Annotated in this window: 13 protein-coding genes; 5 read left to right on the top strand and 8 right to left on the bottom strand. The window is 56.6% G+C overall.

The window, feature by feature from the left end:
* Window positions 1-209 precede the first annotated feature (209 nt).
* A complete protein-coding gene (locus tag AC6I8A_RS06545) occupies window positions 210-503 on the top strand; it encodes a hypothetical protein (protein ID WP_008102643.1) in 294 nt (97 codons plus the stop codon).
* Window positions 504-506: 3 nt separating this feature from the next.
* Here the strand turns inward: AC6I8A_RS06545 and AC6I8A_RS06540 are convergent, their stop codons facing one another.
* Both AC6I8A_RS06540 and bglX read right to left on the bottom strand, forming a co-directional pair.
* Complete coding sequence (locus AC6I8A_RS06540) at window positions 507-1,370, bottom strand: oxygenase MpaB family protein (protein ID WP_256695986.1); 864 nt, start codon at window positions 1,368-1,370, stop codon at window positions 507-509.
* A gap of 145 nt (window positions 1,371-1,515) precedes the next feature.
* Window positions 1,516-3,813: a beta-glucosidase BglX gene (bglX, locus tag AC6I8A_RS06535; RefSeq protein ID WP_265297320.1), complete on the bottom strand. Its 2,298-nt coding sequence runs from the start codon at window positions 3,811-3,813 to the stop codon at window positions 1,516-1,518.
* Window positions 3,814-3,967: 154 nt separating this feature from the next.
* Between bglX and dld the strand changes: the two genes are divergently transcribed.
* Complete coding sequence (gene dld, locus AC6I8A_RS06530) at window positions 3,968-5,677, top strand: D-lactate dehydrogenase (RefSeq protein ID WP_497818206.1); 1,710 nt, start codon at window positions 3,968-3,970, stop codon at window positions 5,675-5,677.
* A gap of 48 nt (window positions 5,678-5,725) precedes the next feature.
* Here dld and AC6I8A_RS06525 read toward each other — a convergent pair whose 3' ends face one another.
* The 4 genes from AC6I8A_RS06525 to AC6I8A_RS06510 all read right to left on the bottom strand — a co-directional run bounded on the left by AC6I8A_RS06525 (window position 5,726) and on the right by AC6I8A_RS06510 (window position 11,502).
* A complete protein-coding gene (locus AC6I8A_RS06525) occupies window positions 5,726-8,167 on the bottom strand; it encodes a DUF3772 domain-containing protein (protein ID WP_256695983.1) in 2,442 nt (813 codons plus the stop codon).
* 164 nt (window positions 8,168-8,331) lie between these two features.
* Complete coding sequence (gene pbpG / locus AC6I8A_RS06520; protein ID WP_265297326.1) at window positions 8,332-9,261, bottom strand: D-alanyl-D-alanine endopeptidase; 930 nt, start codon at window positions 9,259-9,261, stop codon at window positions 8,332-8,334.
* Window positions 9,262-9,443: 182 nt separating this feature from the next.
* Entirely contained in the window at window positions 9,444-10,751 is a 1,308-nt protein-coding gene (locus AC6I8A_RS06515; RefSeq protein WP_265303508.1) for an IS4 family transposase, read from the bottom strand.
* Window positions 10,752-10,914: 163 nt separating this feature from the next.
* Complete coding sequence (locus AC6I8A_RS06510; protein WP_258144801.1) at window positions 10,915-11,502, bottom strand: Yip1 family protein; 588 nt, start codon at window positions 11,500-11,502, stop codon at window positions 10,915-10,917.
* A gap of 166 nt (window positions 11,503-11,668) precedes the next feature.
* Here AC6I8A_RS06510 and AC6I8A_RS06505 point away from each other — a divergent pair, with 166 nt between their 5' ends.
* Window positions 11,669-12,244, top strand: a complete 576-nt coding sequence (locus tag AC6I8A_RS06505) for a DedA family protein (protein WP_008102658.1) — start codon at window positions 11,669-11,671, stop codon at window positions 12,242-12,244.
* On the opposite strand, the gene AC6I8A_RS06500 is transcribed toward AC6I8A_RS06505, so the two are convergent.
* Window positions 12,245-13,021, bottom strand: a complete 777-nt coding sequence (locus AC6I8A_RS06500; RefSeq protein WP_293796347.1) for an SDR family oxidoreductase — start codon at window positions 13,019-13,021, stop codon at window positions 12,245-12,247.
* 117 nt (window positions 13,022-13,138) lie between these two features.
* On the opposite strand from AC6I8A_RS06500, the gene AC6I8A_RS06495 reads away from it, so the two are divergent.
* The gene (locus AC6I8A_RS06495; protein ID WP_497818205.1) at window positions 13,139-14,953 is read left to right on the top strand and encodes a glycoside hydrolase family 15 protein; all 1,815 of its coding nucleotides are present in this window, start codon (window positions 13,139-13,141) and stop codon (window positions 14,951-14,953) included.
* A gap of 196 nt (window positions 14,954-15,149) precedes the next feature.
* Window positions 15,150-16,202 carry a L,D-transpeptidase family protein gene (locus AC6I8A_RS06490; protein ID WP_265297335.1) on the top strand — a complete coding sequence of 351 codons (1,053 nt, stop codon included), beginning with the start codon at window positions 15,150-15,152 and terminating at the stop codon, window positions 16,200-16,202.
* A 166-nt stretch (window positions 16,203-16,368) separates the two neighbouring features.
* On the opposite strand, the gene AC6I8A_RS06485 is transcribed toward AC6I8A_RS06490, so the two are convergent.
* Window positions 16,369-17,394, bottom strand: coding sequence for a transporter (locus AC6I8A_RS06485; RefSeq protein ID WP_008102665.1), 1,026 nt, complete (start codon window positions 17,392-17,394; stop codon window positions 16,369-16,371).
* Between the last annotated feature and the right edge of the window lie 90 nt (window positions 17,395-17,484).

Here is a 17,484-nt window from a genome sequence, read left to right as displayed (position 1 = left end):
CTGGAGGAATCCATTTTCCCCGAGAATAGAGCAGGATCGGCACTCGTGCCATGTGACACAAGGGTAAAACTCTCAAAGTGCGGTGGGAAATAGATGAGAGCGGCTTATAAATCGCCGCTTAACTGGCTGACAAGCTTCAGATTAATTTGCGATTCATTTACCATTTCGCGTGATATTGTTTGCACATTCGCCTCTTTGGAGCTGCCATCATGGTGCTGCAAAACCTCGATCTGAACCTGCGGGATGTGGTTATTTTCGTGATGTTGGTGTGGCTGTTTATCCGCTATACATGGGTGATGTCGTCGCTGACCTTGTTATTAAGTGGCGTGGCATTGCTGGTGTTATTACCGATTGATATCTATTACAGCCTGCTGCCGCTGGCGCTGATTGGCCTCGGGCTCGGCATGTTGCTGCACCATTATCAGCAACGTCAGCTGGCGCTAAAACGTCAAGCGCGCACACCGCGCACCTACACAAACAAGCAGGATGAGCTGCATCTGTAACCTTCAGCGGCCCATGCGCTGCATCGCACGGCTATAAGCGCCGCGCTGAATCGACCAGCGCAGCAGTGCGGCGATCACCGCCATTTCCCGATCCACTCGCCACTGCGTCAGCGGCGCAACCGGCTGCTGGATCTGCTGTTGCGCCCAGTCCGGCAACAATCCCATCCCCGCTTTCAGCATCACGCGCATGGCCGGTTTTGCCTGCCAGCTGGGTGCGGGCGCGTTGATTAATAACTGCATCACCTCCAGCGTACGCGCATCGCAGATCAACTCAGGCCGCATCCTCTGAAGATACGCCTCAACCGCCTGCACGCTTTTCGGCACCTGCTGCGCACCCAGCGCTTCGGCAACGAATGCCGCTTCCTGATAGTAACGATCCTGATCGGCGAGGCTGAGCTGCGGATTTTTGTAGCGCAGATGCGCCGCCAGAAAACGGCTGGTTTCCGCGACGTGCACCCAGGTGAGCAGATGCGGATCGCTGGCGGCATACGGCTTGCCCGCGTTATCGACACCGGTGACGCGCAGGTGAATCCGTTTGACGCGGTCGATCAGGATATGGGCATCGGCGGTATTACCGAAGGTGGTGACGGCAATAAACTGGCTGGTGCGGCGCAGGCGGCCCATCATGTCCTGACGGAAATTGGAGTGATCCCATACGCCCGCCAGCGCCGCCGGATGCAGCATTTGCAGCATCAAGGCGCTGATGCCGCCGCACAGCATGGAGGTGAAGTCGCCGTGGACGCGCCAGATAACGTGGTCCGGGCCAAATAAGCCGGGATCGCCAGGCGGTTGCGAGATGTCGAATTCGTTGAGTGACAGGCCGTTAAGGCGGAAGACTTGCTGTTGGATGCGTTCGCGGATGTTCATGGGTTTGTGCTTGTGCGGTTAATGCCCTCACCCCGGCCCTCTCCCGCAAGCGGGAGAGGGAGAGGATCGCGACGGGATTGAATTCCGCACCCATCGGTTCCCTCTCCCGCGTGCGGGAGAGGGTTAGGGTGAGGGGCATCAGCGATTACAGATAATCAAACTGCGCATCCTGAGTGCGCACCGAATCCAGTCCAATCATTACGTTGATTTTGCCCGGCTCGGCGATGTGCTGCATCTTCTGGTTCCAGAATTTCAGCGCATCAACGTCGATTTTAAACTTCACAGTCTGTGATTCACCGGCTTTCAGCATGATGCGCTGGAAGCCGCGCAGCTCCTGCACCGGACGGCTAATGCTGGCCACCGGATCGTTAAGATAGAGCTGCACCACGGTCGCGCCATCGCGTTTACCGCTGTTGGTGACGGTCACTGACGCCTCCACCGAACCGTTACGCGGCATGGTGCGTGACGACATCTTCACCGGCGATACGCTGAAGGTGGTGTAGCTCAGACCGTAACCAAACGGATAAAGCGGACCGTTCACCGCATCGTAGTAATGCGAAGTGTACTTGTTCGGCTTAGCAAAGTTGTACGGACGACCGGTTGGCAGATGGTTGTAGTAAATCGGAATCTGGCCCACGGAACGCGGGAAGGAGACCGGCAATTTGCCTGACGGGTTGTAATCGCCAAACAGCACATCAGCGATGGCGTTGCCGCCTTCGGTGCCGCTGAACCAGGTTTCCAGCATCGCATCGGCTTGCTTATCTTCATTCACCACCGTCAGCGGACGGCCGTTCATCAGCACGATCACCAGCGGTTTACCGGTGGCTTTCAGCGCCGCCAGCAGCTTCTGTTGGCCAGGTGGAATAACGAGATCGCTGCGGCTAGAGGCTTCGTGCGCCATGCCTTGCGCTTCACCGACGGCGGCCACCACCACATCGGCTTTTTTCGCCTGTGCTACCGCTTCATCAATCAGCTCCTGCGGCGAGCGCTTATCCACGCTTACCGCTTGCTCATACAGATTGAGGAAGTCCTGAATGCCTTTATTGTCGCTGATGTTAGCGCCTTTGGCGTACAGCACCGTGCCTTTGCCCGCCATCGCATTGCGCATGCCTTGCAGCAGCGGGATCGATTGTTTCGCCACGCCAGCGGCCGACCAGCTGCCCATGATGTCGCGCTGGCTATCCGCTAACGGTCCCACCAACGCAATGGTGGCGTCTTTTTTCAGCGGCAGCGTTTCACGCCAGTTTTTCAACAACACAATGCTTTTGCGCGCTACATCACGCGCTTCGGCGCGGTGCAAACGGCTTTCGGCATTGGTGTCCTGCGGATCGCTCTCCTTCGGTCCTAAATGGCTGTAAGGATCGTTAAACAGGCCCATGTCATATTTGACGTTCAGCACATGGCGCGCGGCATCATCCACTTCCGCCATGCTCACCGCGCCGCTCTTCACCAGGCCCGGCAGGTATTTGCTGTAATATTCGTCGCTCATGCTCATGTCGATGCCTGATTTCATCGCAATGCGCACCGCATCCTGCGGATCGCTGGCCACACCGTGTTTAATCAGTTCTTTAATCGCACCGTGATCGCTAATGGTGATGCCTTTGAACTTCCAGTCGCCGCGCAGGATATCTTTCAGCAGCCAACTGTCTGCCGTGGCTGGCGTGCCATTCAGCGAGTTGAGCGCCACCATTACGCCACCGCTGCCGGCATCCAGTGATGCTTTGTACGGCGGCAGATAATCCTGGAACAGGCGCTGCGGGCTCATGTCGACGGTGTTGTAATCTCGTCCGCCTTCCACTGCGCCGTAGGCCGCGAAGTGCTTCACGCTGGTCATGATCGAGAAGCGATCCGCCGCGCTTTTGCCCTGCATGGCTTTCACCATGCTGCTGCCCATTTGCGCGCTGAGGAAGGTGTCTTCGCCGAAGCCTTCTGAGCCGCGCCCCCAACGGGGTTCGCGTGACACATCAACCATCGGAGCCCACGTCATATTCAGGCCATCATCTGCGGCTTCATAAGCAGAGACGCGTCCCACCTCGGCGATGGCATCCAGATCCCAGCTCGCCGCCAGGCCGAGTGGAATCGGGAAGATGGTGCGCTGACCGTGCACCACATCATAGGCGAAGAACAGCGGAATTTTCAGGCGGCTGAGCTGCATCACCTGATCCTGCATGGCGCGAATATCCTGACGCGTCACGGTGTTAAAAATTGCCCCGACCTGACCGTGCTGAATCATGTCGCGAACCGCCGATTTTGGCGTATCCGGTCCTACGCTGATCAAACGCATCTGCCCGATTTTTTCATCAAGGGTCATTTTGCTGAGCAGCTGATTCACAAAGGCGTCGCGCGCCTGTTCAGTCATCGGATGTGGGCCAAACAAGTCGTCCGCGAAAGCGGGCTGAATGGCTAAGGAGACAGCGAGGCTAACAGAGTAAATCCATTTCATCAGGTCGGGTTCTCTTAAGTGACTGCGCAATATCGAAATAACCGGGGCAGTTTGCCACAAGATGAGGATAGCAGGTAGCCGCCATGTCACACCGCGACCCTGTCGCTGACGCGTGCTACAGTAAATGCGCCATGTTAAAGACAAGGATAGGCCAATGAATAACAACACTTCGCACCCTACTCTGCTCGCCGAACTGCGTCGTCTGGTCGGATCGTCGAACCTGTTAACCGACGCGGAACAAACCGCGCGCTACCGCAAAGGTTTTCGCTCAGGCGAAGGCGAGGCGCTGGCGGTGATTTTTCCCGGTTCGCTGCTTGAGCTGTGGCGTGCGTTGCAGGCGCTGGTGAGCGCCGATGCGATCATCTTGATGCAAGCCGCCAACACCGGCCTGACCGAAGGTTCCACGCCAAACGGCAACGATTACGATCGTCCGGTAGTGATCATCAGCACCCTGCGTCTGGATAAATTGCAGCTGATCGACAGCGGCAAACAGATCCTCGCCTTCCCCGGCAGCACGCTGTATCAGCTGGAAAAGGCGCTGAAGCCGCTTGGACGCGAACCGCATTCGGTGATCGGTTCCTCCTGCATTGGCGCCTCGGTGATGGGCGGCATTTGCAATAACTCGGGCGGATCGCTGATCAAACGCGGTCCGGCCTACAGCGAAATGGCGCTGTTTGCGCAGATCGATGCCAGCGGCAAACTCAAGCTGGTGAACCATCTCGGCATCGATCTTGGCCATTCGCCGGAAGAGATGTTGGGGCGGCTGGATGACGATCGCTGGCAGCAGAGTGATGTGCGCTGGGATGAACGTCACGCCTCGGATCACGACTACGCCGAGCGCGTGCGCGATATTAAAGCGCAGACGCCAGCGCGCTTTAACGCCGATGAGCGTCGCCTGTTTGAAGCCTCCGGCTGCGCCGGGAAGCTGGCGGTGTTTGCCGTGCGTCTGGATACCTTCCCCACTGAACCGCAGCAGCAGGTGTTCTATATCGGCACCAACAATCCAGCGGAGCTGGGCGATATTCGTCGCCATATTCTGGCGGAGTTTACCCATCTGCCGGTAGCGGGCGAATATATGCACCGCGACATTTTCGACATCGCCGAGGTGTACGGCAAAGATACTTTCGTGATGATCGATAAACTCGGCACCGATAAAATGCCGCTGTTTTTCACCCTCAAAGGCCGCGTCGATGCCTGGCTGAGCAAGCTGAGCTGGGTGAAACCACATCTCAGCGATCGTTTATTACAGCGCGTTAGCGGCTGGCTGCCGGCGCATCTGCCCAAACGCCTTAAACTGTATCGCGACAAATATGAGCATCACCTGATGCTCAAGATGTCTGGCGACGGCGTGGCCGAAGCGCAGGCCTATCTGACCGAATATTTCCGCGAAGGCGGCGGCGCGTTTTTCGCCTGCGACGCCAAAGAGGGTGCGCACGCGTTCCTGCATCGCTTTGCTGCCGCCGGTGCTGCAGTGCGCTATCACGCGGTGCATGCCGATGAAGTGGAAGACATTCTGGCGCTGGATATCGCGCTGCGTCGTAATGATGAAGAGTGGTTTGAGCGCCTGCCAGCCGAGTTCGATAAGGATTTAAGCCATCGTCTTTATTACGGCCACTTCTTCTGCCACGTGTTCCATCAGGATTACATCGTGAAAAAAGGCGTGGATGCGCACGCGCTGAAAGAGAAGATGCTGGCGATTTTAGCCGCGCGCGGTGCCGAATACCCGGCCGAACATAACGTCGGCCATCTGTATCAGGCGAAACCGCAGCTGCAGGCGTTTTATCAGCAGCTCGATCCTACCAACAGTTTTAATCCGGGGATTGGTAAAACCAGTAAGCAGAAGGGTTGGGCGGTGAAGGTTTGATTCAGTGCGGTTGTGGTAAAGGTGGCCATGAATGGCCACCCTACGGATTTATGGCAACGGATCGCTTTGCTGATCTTGTGCCGCAGCCATGGCGCGGCGCTCGATAATCATGGTTTGCGGCGTTGACAGCATAATGCCCTCTTTGCGCAGACGCGTCAGAATATCGAACAGCAAATCACTCTTGGCGCCGGAAATCTGGCGCTGACCCGCCACGTTGCCGGTGACGCTCAAAACGATGCCCGCCGGCGTCAAATCTTTGAACGACACGGACGGCTCCGGCGTCTCCAGAATACGTTCGTTCTCCTGATACACTTCCAGCAGAATTTCCCGCACCCGCACCGGATCGATATCCAGCGGGAAGGTCAGCAAGATGGTGACCACGCCCTGCGCATTGCCCATGGTGGCGTTACGCACGTTCTGCGAGATAAACTGCGAGTTCGGCACAATCACCGTTGATTTGTCGCCCAGCTGAATTTCGGTGGCGCGCACGTTGATGCGACGGATATCCCCTTCAATGCCGCTGATGCTCACCAGATCGCCGACTTTCACCGGACGTTCGGTCAACAGAATCAGGCCGGAGATAAAGTTCTTCACAATCTCCTGCAAACCGAAACCGATACCGACCGACAAGGCGCTGACGATCCACGCCAGCTTGTTCCACTGCAGGCCCATGATCGATAGCGTCAGCAGGATAATCAGCACGTAACCGATGTTGCTGAACAGCGTCACCAGCGACACGCGCATGCCAACGTCCATGGTGGTTTTTGGCAGGAAATCTTTATCCAGCCAGCGACGCACCGAACGCAGCACGTAAATCCCCACCACCAGACAAAGAATCGCATTGACCATGTGCGCCGGCACAATGTTCAGCGACTCCAGCCCTTTACCGCCCCAGAATTCAATCACCTTCTGGATCAGCTCAATCGGCGTTGATGAGGCAAACGTGCCGTTCAGCAGCGCCAGCGCCAGAATCGCAATCAGCAAGGTTTTACCCAGCGCGCTGAGCAGCGTCGCCGCCTGTTGCAGGTAGCGCTCATCGATATTCAGCGTGGTTTGCAGGCGCTTTCCGGTGGCATTGCTGGTTGAGAACAGGCTTTCGCAGCCGTCATTTACCAGATGGCTGAGGAAGTAGAACGAACCAAACAAGATGCCGCACCAAATCACTTCATAGCTGAGGAAGCGTGCCAGCGTGACGTAACCAATAATCAGCGAAACCAGGATGCCCAGCGCCGTCAGCATCAGCGCCAGCTGCACCAATCCCACCAGCGTTGAGCGCGCTTCAGGCTGATGACCTTCCTGCACCATGCGGCGGCGTACGCGGTTGATGCGCATGCCGATCGCCAGTCCGGTGCTGCCAATCAACAGCGCGGTCAAGCCGTTAGCAAAAATAGTGGTGTTCAGACTGGTGCCGACGCTGTAGTTGAAGGCTTCCACCGTCTGGAAAACAAACACCAGCGCGGCGGTGAATGGCGGGAACGGCTTCAGTGCCAGCGCTACTTCGTTGGAGATGGCCGGCAGACGCCAGCTTGGGCGACGCGTTGAGAGGAACGCGCGGCCTAAACCGGCAATCAAGCCGCAATAGACGCTGAGCTGCACCAGACGCTCGACAAAATCCTGCACATCGCCAGAGACTTCGTCGCGGCGCGTAAAGGCCAGCGCGATGAAGTTGAAGGTGAGTACCACCGCCGCCAGCGTGGTGAGCGCGGTGGTGGCGGCGAGGAAGCTGCGACGTAAGCGTCCTTCCGGCATTTTATGAATGCTGACCCAGGCAAAGAACTCTTCGCTGTAGCGGCGTCCCAGCGTCATCACCAGCATCGCCGCAAACAGCCAGGCGATGGTGCCAAAACGCCAACCCGATTCCCACGACAGCGCGGCGGTGTCCTGCAATTCGGCGATAAAATCGCTGATCTTCTCGCCATCCAGATCCTGGCTGCTCATCACCGGCGCCCAGAAACGCGGGCCGAGGATACTGCCGGAGTTCAGCGCCAGCTGGCTTTTCAGCTGGTCACGACGCAGGTTGACGATCTGTGATGACAGCACCAGTGCACCATTTTTGATGCCATCGGCTTGTTTGATCTGATCGTCCAGCTTGGCTTTCTGGCTCTCCAGCGCCGCACGTTTGCGCGTCACTTCGGGCGTCTCTTTCACGCCGCTGTCGGCTTTGGGGGCCGGGCCGAGCACCGCTAACTGGGCATCCAGCTGCTGCCCCTGCGGGATCAACGCCTGGCCGAGGGTTTCGGCATTACCGGAAAGCTCGAGCGCCATCTCATTAAGCTGGTTGAGCTGACTTTCATTGGTATCGCCTGAGACCTGACCTTTAATTTTGTCGAGAATTTTCTGCATCTTAGGCAGCTCGACCGAGGCATTAACCTTCGGTGCGGCGTCTTCTGCCTGATCGTTGGGCGGCGTGTCGGCGGCCACGCTCAGCGTGGGGGCTAACAGCACGAATAGCAGTAAAAACGGGGTAAACAGATGACGAAACTTGAACATATGAATGAGATTCCAGCGCAATAACAGCCGATAAACGCAAGTGCGATCGTGAATGGCGGCTAGTTTAAGACGTTGCCGACACTGAAACTATAGGAATGAAGGTGTAAAACTTTGGCGCTAACAATAAGCGTTTTTGCAGGTGCCCGGAAGCACCTGCGGGAGAATTATTCGTTATTGGCCGTCAAACCGGACTTCTGCTTTTTATACGCCAGCGCCGCGGCCGGAACCGGTGCGGCTTTGCCGGTTTCCAGCCAGTCGCGCAGGCGATTAGCATCGGCGAAATGGGTGTATTTGCCAAAGGCATCCAGCACCACCAGCGCTACCGGACGGTTGTTGATCACCGTGCGCATCACCAGGCAGTGCCCAGCTTCGTCGGTGTAACCGGTTTTGGTCAGCTGAATACGCCAGTCGTTTTTGTACACCAGATGATTGGTGTTACGGAACGGCAGCGCGTAGTTCGGATGTTTAAATACCGCAGTATCTTCTTTGGTGGTGCTCAGTTCGCCAATCAGCGGGTACTGACGCGTGGCTTTCACCAGCTTAACCAAATCTTCCGCGCTGGAAACGTTCTGAATCGACAGGCCCGTCGGCTCCACATAGCGCGTGTGCGTCATGCCAAGTGCACGCGCTTTGGCGTTCATGGCGCGGATAAACGCATCGTAACCGCCCGGATAGTGATGCGCCAGGCTGGCGGCAGCACGGTTTTCCGAGGACATCAGCGCCAGCAGCAGCATGTTGCGGCGGCTAATTTCGCTGTTCAGTTTGACGCGGGAGAACACACCGCGCATCTCAGCGGTATGGCTGATATCCACCGACAGCATTTCATCCATCGGCAGTTTGGCATCCAATACCACCATCGCCGTCATTACTTTGGTAAGTGAAGCGATTGGACGTACGCGGTTAGGATGGCTGGAAAACAGCACTTTGCCGTTTTCCAAATCAACAATCATGGCACTGCCGGAGGCGATTTGCGGTTGAGCAATCGGCGCCAGGTTCGAGAGTGCCGCCGGCGCAGCGTACGCGGGCGTTACAGCGGCTGGCGCGGCGACAAACAGCGCCAGCGACAGCAAGGAAATACGCATTTTTGCAGACATCGTGTCAAAAAAATCCGGTAAGGAGTTTGCGCTGTGTTGAGACACAGGCCGCCCGCAACAATCCAGACAGGATGCGGGCTGGCAGCAGTATCATACGCACTTACCTGAGAAATTTCTTATAGAGATTGTTTCCGGGCGTTAAAAAGGTCGCCATGAATGACGTAATGCTCGTCAGTTAAGACTTAATCATGCCGGAACGCATAGCGTTTCGGCTTCTTTTTCACCGCTCGCGGATAATGTCTCGTCCGCCGGGTTGGCAGCACGAAGCTTCCCGCCATCGCCATTATTTCATCTATTATTCTCGGGATTTTTCCCGGCGCTACCGCAGGCAGGAGTCTCAGTTGACCTGTCAGGTACAGTGCCGCCTGCTTAAACCCCAGCTGATAAGGCTCCACGTTTTTCAGGCTATAGGCCATCTGCGCCATCATAAAACGCAGCAGGTTATACGCCAGCGCAACGCCCCATAACTCCTGCTTCACCAGTTCCGGTGTTTTGCTTCTCAGCGTGAGCTCGTTGTTCAACAGATGCTGCTTCATCTCCCGGAAGCCATGTTCTATTTCCCAGCGATGTCCATAAAGATCAACGATATCCCCTCCCGGATATCGCAATGGATCGCACATTGACGTCAGGATTTTCACCACTCTCCCGTTAACCTTTTTGCTTATCAGTCGCGCCGTCAGCGTTTCCGGCACATCTTTCCATTTTTTACGCGCCTGCCACGACAGGTCCAGTTCTATCAGCTCGCTGCCTGAGCCCTGTTTTTGCAGAACACGATATTTTGCATCGTTGCGCAGAGGTAGCATCCAGTGTCTTTCCACCCCCGAAGTCTGCCAGTAATGCAGGAAGCCGGGCGCATAGAAGCCTTTATCCAGGATCGTTAGCGAGTGATCCGGCGTCTGTCCCACCAGTTGTGCCGCAAGATCAACCTCGCTGGTTTCGGTCACGCTGCCAAAGCTCACGCCCGATAAGAGATGGCTTGTCAGCTCCATCTGGCAGACCATGCGCAGCTGAGGCCAGTCAGACTGACTGTGTGCATTTGCCGTCCGCCCAAAGGCCTTATCGTTTTCCGGCGTATCGGGGGCCCGCCACAGCGTGCCGTCGACCGCCAGCAGTGTCAGGCCGTTCCAGTGTGACAGCGGTGTTTTATCAAACCAGAGCTGGCGTGACTTTTCAAAGACCCGGCGGACCACGTCTTCTCCGAGCCGCTGACGCGCCTGCACAACCGCGCTGGTCGCGACGAATGGGCGCTTGCCCGGCAAAACGATATCCAGATGAGAAACAATCTGGTTCATGGAAAGCGAGCGGAACAGGGCCATGCCGGTAACGGCCCAGACCATCATCTCCATTGGAAGACGGCGTTTTCGCACGGTCACGATACCAGTATCAGCCAGGCATTCGTCGATGAGTTCAGGCGAGAGCAGATCGGAGAGCGCGGAGAACTCTTTGGGCGTAAAGTTAAGAACGGCATCGAGAGCCTGACTGAGTAACATAAAAAAATCCGTAATTCCTGTGAGATTACGGATTTTTGCAGAACTGGAGGATCGTTCAACCGATCATTTCGGGCTTAACTGATCGGCATTACGCCATGAATGACGACCTTGCGGGTTACTGCATTTTTTTGTAGGGCCGCCATTTATGGCGACCTGGCTAACCTCAGAACAACCGTGGCCCGTAACCCCACAGAACCACCGTCAGCGCCAGCAGCACTTCAAACACCAGCACACCAATCGCCAACGTTGAACCGGAGAAACGCAGGCTCTCTTCACGGTCGATGCTCAGGAACACCGGAATGCCGACGTAAAGCAAATAACCGGTATAAACCAGCGCCACCGCGCCCGCCAGCACGCAAAGCCATACTAATGGATAGAGCGCCACCAGCCCGCTGAGGAACAGCGGCGTTGCCACATAGCCGGCAAACACCGTGCAGCGCTGCAGGCTAGGACGCTGCGGGTAGTTACGTGCCATCCAGTGGATCACCCGCCCCATTACCGCCACGCCGCCGAGAATAATCAGATAGAACAGAATGCCGAGACCGATACCGGTCAGTAGATTGAGTTGTACGAATTGCCCTTCGCCCAGATTCCAGCCCAGTTGCGTGGTCCCGATAAAGGCGCAGATCACCGGGATCGCCGCCATTAACAGAACATGATGGGTGTAATGGTGCGAAACGCTCTCATTTTCCTGTTTAATATCGCGCATTTCCTGACCTGGATGCGCCAGTAAACCCCAGACATGATTCATACATCTACTCCTTTGCTGCGATGGGCTGCCCTTACAGCTAACGGCCTGATCAACGGAGGCAGCGTTAACTCAAGTATAATCGTCAGCGCCGTTTTTGCGGGTCGCCACACAAATTAAGCCGCTGGTATACACTAATAACGATTTCACACTTTGCAGGGAGGATAATTTGCATCTCGATATCAATGGATTAATCACCCAATACGGTTATCTGGCGCTGCTGATTGGCTGTATCGCTGAAGGGGAAACGTTCACGCTGTTGGGCGGGGTGGCGGCGCATGAAGGCTTATTGCACTTCAGCGGCGTGGTGCTGGCGGCAATGGCGGGCGGCATCATTGGCGATCAACTGCTGTTCTGGCTGGGACGTCGTTATGGCACGCGTATATTGCGTCGTTTCAGTAAACATCAGGAAACTATCGGCAAAGCTAATCGGCTGATTCGCAAACATCCCAGCCTGTTCGTGATTGGCGTGCGCTTTATGTATGGCTTCCGTATTGTCGGGCCGATCATCATCGGTACCAGCCATCTCAAGCCGCTGCGCTTCTTTATTTTGAATGTGATTGGCGCGGCGCTGTGGTCACTGATCTTTGTCTCGCTGGGCTACTTCGCCGGACAGATCGTTGCGCCCTGGCTGCACAAGATCGATCAGCACCTCAAGCCGGTATTGTGGCTGGCGGCAGCGGTGATTTTCGGCATTGTCCTGCGCTTTATCATTCGCCACTGGAACCGCCGCCGCGCCGGTTAATTATTGGTGGTAACCCTTAAACTGCGGATTGGCCAACATAAAACCACCGTCGACAATAAACGATTGTCCGGTGGTATAGGTTGCCCACTCCGAACAGAGCCAGGCCACTAAACTCGCCACTTCGCGCGTATCGCCGGGACGCCCAATCGGGATTTCCGGCATACGTCGCCCTTGCTGATCATCTTTCATATCGTTCATTGCGGTGGCAATCGCGCCCGGCGCGACCGCGTTCACCAGAATATGGTGCGGCAACAGACTCAATGCCATCGACTTGGTCAGGCCACCAAGCGCATGTTTCGCGGCGGTATAGGCGGTGGCATCCGGCAGCGGCGTGTGTTCATGCACCGAGGTGATGTTGATGATGCGTCCGCCGTCGCCCTGATCCACCATATGGCGCGCGGCAATCTGCCCGCACAGAAACGCGCCATCGACATCCACATTGAACACTTTGCGCCAATCCTCAAAGGTGACGTCGAGAAAGTCGGCTTTGGTCATCACGCCCGCATTGCTCACCAGTACATCGATACGTCCCAGCGAGTTGATCAGCTGCGCCAGTTGCTGTGCGCCAGCTTGCGGATCGGCAAGATTAACCTGCCTTACCTGCGCCTGCTGTCCACGGCTCTCCACCATGCGTGCGGTTTCCTGGGCGCCCTCTTCATCCGAACTCCAGGTGATGCCAAGCGTATAGCCCGCTTCGGCCAGCATCACCGCACAGCTGCGACCAATGCCAGAACTGGATCCGGTGACCACAGCGACTTTCTGTTTTCCTGAACTCATAACATTCTCCTGATTGAGGGTGTCTTAACAGTATAGAAGTTATCCTTCTGTGCCTCGGCGCCGCCGAATCTGCCGTTTCGTCTATAGTTAACAATTACATACGGATTAGGGGGCACGATGAGCGAGATAAAACGAAGAATAGACGACCACGGTGTGATCGGTGATTTACGCACCTGCGCCCTGATCGCGAATGACGGCACCATCGATTATTTATGCTGGCCGGAGCTCGATAGCCCGTCGGTTTTCGCCGCCCTGCTCGACAGCGATGAGGCTGGCCTTTTCTCCCTCGCGCCGGACTGGAAACATGCCCGCCAGCAGCAGCTTTACCTGCCGGATACCAATATTCTGCAAACCCGCTGGCTGGATGACGCGGGCGTGGCAGAGATCACCGATTACATGCCGATTTGCGATGAACACAGCAAAGTGCCGCGTATCGTGCGTCGCGTGAAGATGGTACGCGGTACGGCAAAATTTCATCTGCTGTGCGCCCCGCGCCATGACTATGCCCGCGCCGAAACCACCACCGAACTGCGCCCCGGCGGCATTGCGTTTCTGGCACCCGGACAACCCACGTTGCGCCTGAGCGCTACGGTGGTGATGACGCGCGAAAATCACAGCGCGGTAGCGGAATTCACCCTGAAAGCCGGTGAAACCGCTGAATTTGTCTTTGGCAACGATGACGATGCCAACGTGGCCAGGATCGCCACCGAACAGTGTTTCCATGACACGCTCCAGTACTGGCGGCGCTGGAGCAGCCACAGTTCCTATCGCGGCCGCTGGCAGGAGATGGTGACGCGTTCGGCGCTGGCGCTGAAGCTGCTCACCTCGCATCAGCACGGTTCAATCGCCGCGGCCGCCACCTTTGGTTTACCGGAAGAGTTGGGTGGCGAGCGAAACTGGGATTATCGTGCCTCGTGGATCCGCGATGCCTCATTTAGCATGTACGCGCTGATGCGCCTCGGATACACCGAAGAAGCGCGTGACTTCACCAAATGGGTCGGCCGCTGCGTCGAGCACAGCCACGACGACACGCCGCACTTACAGGTGATGTATCGCCTCGACAGCGGTACCGAGCTGCACGAAACCGAGCTGCTCAATCTCTCTGGCTACGCCAATTCACGCCCGGTGCGCATCGGCAATGATGCCTGGCGTCAGACGCAGCTCGATATTTACGGCGAGCTGATGGATGCCATTTATCTCGCCAACAAATATGGCGAAGCGATTTCGCATCGCGGCTGGAAGTATGTGTCCGATATGATCGATTACGTCTGCGTGAACTGGAATCAGCCCGATGCCGGGATCTGGGAGATGCGCGGCGAGCCGGAACATTTCCTGCATTCACGCCTGATGTGTTGGGTCGCGCTCGATCGCGCACTGCGCCTTGGCCTGAAACGTTCGCTGCCGATGCCGTACGACCGCTGGGATAAGGTGCGCAGCGAGATCCGCGACGATATCTGGCAGAACTTCTGGAACCCGGAGCTGGGCCATTTCACCGCGACGCGCGGCGGTAATTTCCTGGATGCTTCGATGCTGCTGATGCCGCTGGTGCGGTTTGTCAGCTCCACCGATCCCGACTGGATTTCGACGCTGGACGCGATTAAAACGCATCTGGTGAGCGACGGTTTAGTCCGACGCTATAACATTCACGAGACGCCTGCCGATGCTTTAACCGGCGGAGAAGGATCTTTCGGTGCCTGCTCATTCTGGTATGTGGAGTGTCTGGCGCGAGCCGGTCGCGTACATGAGGCGCATTTTGAGTTTGAAAAGCTGCTGAGTTACGCCAATCCGCTTGGTTTGTACGCCGAAGAGTTCACCTCACACGGCGAAGCGTTGGGTAACATGCCGCAGGCGTTGACGCATCTGGCCTTAATCAGTGCCGCTTTTTTCCTCAATCGTAAATTGAGTAATGAAGTGACGCTGTGGCAGCCGTAAAAATTCACATTTTGGGCTGCGGATCGAAGGGATTTGTCGGGTAAAGACAAGGAATTGCGTAAAGTATCTGCAGCCAGTAAAAATCCTGATTTCCATCAATGCGCCAATGCACATATAATGCGCAGCGGGTCATACTGACCACGATGGATTCGACACATTGACAAGCCTGAAACATGGCCATAACGACTTGAAAAACATGAAAATGAGCATTCGCGCGTTCGCTTCACTCGCCCTCGCACTGGCGGCGTTCAGCCAGTCGGCATTTGCAGTAGTCTATCCGCTGCCGCCGGCTAACAGCCGTCTGATCGGCGAAAACATTGAAATCACTGTCCCTGATGACAGCAAACTTCCGCTGGAAGCCTTTGCTGCACAGTATCAGATGGGCCTCAGCAATATGCTGGAAGCCAATCCGGGCGTTGACGTTTATCTGCCAAAAGCTGGCACTAAAATGATCATCCCACAGCAGCTGATTCTGCCTGACGCGCCGCGTGAAGGCATCGTGATCAACAGCGCTGAGATGCGTCTTTACTACTACCCGAAAGGCACCAAGACCGTGGTCGTGCTGCCAATCGGTATCGGCGAGCTGGGTAAAGATACGCCGGTCAACTGGACAACGGCGGTTGAGCGTAAGAAAGATGGCCCAACCTGGACGCCAACCAAAGCGATGCACGCAGAATATGCGGCACGCGGCGAGAGCATTCCTGCGGTGTTCCCGGCTGGCCCGGATAACCCGATGGGTCTGCACGCGCTGTATATTGGCCGCCTGTATGCGATTCACGGTACTAACGCCAACTTCGGTATCGGCCTGCGCGTGAGCCACGGCTGCGTGCGTCTGCGTGCTGACGACATTAAATGGCTGTTCGACAACGTGCCGGTTGGCACGCGCGTTCAGTTCATCGATCAGCCGGTGAAAGCCACCGTTGAGCCAGATGGTTCGCGTTATGTGGAAGTGCACAATCCGCTGTCGACCACCGAAGAGCAGTTCAACTCACGCGAAGTGGTGCCGATTAACCTGACTTCCGCGGTGACCAAAGTGATTGCCGATGCCAGCACCAACCAGGATGCGGTCAACAACGCTATCCAGGCGCGTAACGGTATGCCGATCAAGATTAACGGTCCAGCAGGCGAGGTTCAGCCAGCACCGGTTCCGGTTCAGGAGTCTTCTGACGCATTGCCGAAAGAAGAGCCAATGACACCGCAAGGTATCAACGGTGCAGCGCCAGCGGCGCAGCCGACCTCCAGCCTGTAATCACGGTTGAAGATGTGAAGAGCCAGCCTGCGGGCTGGTTTTTTTGTGCGCGCATTAACAAGGTCGCCATGAATGGCGACCCTACGGAAACGGCAAGATCGCCATTTATGGCGAAAGCGTCCGTTCCGGGTTTTGTAGGGTCGCCATTTATGGCGACCTGGCCAAATCAATCACGCGGTCGTCGAAACGCCAGCCACCCCGCCACCAGCGTAAACGCCAGCACCACCAACACCAGCAGCAAAAAACCGTGCGGATTATTCGCCAGCGGAATCCCGCCCACATTCATACCAAAAAATCCCGCCACGATATTGATCGGCAGCGCCAGTACGGTAATCACCGTCAGCAAAAACAGCGTGCGGTTGCTCTGCTCCATCAAACGCGCGGCGATCTCTTCCTGCAACAAACGAATCCGCTCCATCAAACTCGCCAAATCATTCAATGCTACGCTGAACTCTTCAGTAAAAATCCGCAGCTCGCCTAACGGTTCGCGCTTCAGCCATTTGGGCGGACGATTCAACAGGCGGAACAGCGCCGCCGGTTCCGGTGCCAGCAAACGCTGCACGCGCAGCAGCATACGGCGCAGTTGCCCCAGCTCGCGGCGATTAGTTTTGATCGCTGCACTCAGCAACCGCTCTTCAATCGCATCCACCGCCTGACTGGATCGCCGTACCACTTGCTCCAGTTGCGCTTCCTGCTCGCCGAGCAGCCACAGCAGCATCGCATCCGGCTCGGCGAACTTCAGGCGATCCATCTGCTGATGCATGCGCTCAATCATGCCAACCGGACGAAAACGCGCGGTGACCACCACTCGCGGGCAGCACCACATCCACAGCGTGGCGTTCTGCGTGCTGCGCTCCTCCTTACTGAAAGTCACGTCATTGAGCACCGCCAGCAGCGCATCGTTTTGATGGGCTAAACGGGTGCGCGGCGAAGCCGAATGTATCTCATCGAAAAAGTCATGGTCTACGCCAAAGTGGTCCTGAACCCAACGCTCTGCTCGCGCGTGATTCAGGTTGATGTGCAGCCAGATAAAGTACGACTCCGGCAGCTGCTGCTGCGCCAGCTGGGCCGCTTCGCGCGCATTGAGGCGCTGGGGCGGCGACGCGGGGGTAAACAGATAACCGTGAATCAATCCGGCGACTTCATTATTGAAGTCCGGCAGCGAGGCGAGTGGTAGTACGGGCTGGAGCATTAGCAGGTCATTCCGCAGCGGTCAGATCCACAGCGTGCGACAGCTTTGTTGCAGCACGATGACACAGCGTGATCGCCATCATCATTCTGT

The sequence above is a fragment of the Pantoea sp. X-Soil-ISGK-275 genome (assembly GCF_059730795.1).
This window is presented reverse-complemented; position numbering and strand designations above follow the sequence as displayed.

Bases quoted from the DNA above. Each gene is read 5' to 3' on its own strand.
- bglX (WP_265297320.1), bottom strand. From the start codon at position 3,813: ATGAAATGGATTTACTCTGTTAGCCTCGCTGTCTCCTTAGCCATTCAG.
- AC6I8A_RS06490 (WP_265297335.1), top strand. From the start codon at position 15,150: ATGAAAATGAGCATTCGCGCGTTCGCTTCACTCGCCCTCGCACTGGCG.
- AC6I8A_RS06500 (WP_293796347.1), bottom strand. From the start codon at position 13,021: ATGAGTTCAGGAAAACAGAAAGTCGCTGTGGTCACCGGATCCAGTTCT.
- AC6I8A_RS06545 (WP_008102643.1), top strand. From the start codon at position 210: ATGGTGCTGCAAAACCTCGATCTGAACCTGCGGGATGTGGTTATTTTC.
- AC6I8A_RS06525 (WP_256695983.1), bottom strand. From the start codon at position 8,167: ATGTTCAAGTTTCGTCATCTGTTTACCCCGTTTTTACTGCTATTCGTG.
- pbpG (WP_265297326.1), bottom strand. From the start codon at position 9,261: ATGTCTGCAAAAATGCGTATTTCCTTGCTGTCGCTGGCGCTGTTTGTC.
- AC6I8A_RS06495 (WP_497818205.1), top strand. From the start codon at position 13,139: ATGAGCGAGATAAAACGAAGAATAGACGACCACGGTGTGATCGGTGAT.
- AC6I8A_RS06540 (WP_256695986.1), bottom strand. From the start codon at position 1,370: ATGAACATCCGCGAACGCATCCAACAGCAAGTCTTCCGCCTTAACGGC.
- AC6I8A_RS06485 (WP_008102665.1), bottom strand. From the start codon at position 17,394: ATGCTCCAGCCCGTACTACCACTCGCCTCGCTGCCGGACTTCAATAAT.
- AC6I8A_RS06515 (WP_265303508.1), bottom strand. From the start codon at position 10,751: ATGTTACTCAGTCAGGCTCTCGATGCCGTTCTTAACTTTACGCCCAAA.
- dld (WP_497818206.1), top strand. From the start codon at position 3,968: ATGAATAACAACACTTCGCACCCTACTCTGCTCGCCGAACTGCGTCGT.
- AC6I8A_RS06510 (WP_258144801.1), bottom strand. From the start codon at position 11,502: ATGAATCATGTCTGGGGTTTACTGGCGCATCCAGGTCAGGAAATGCGC.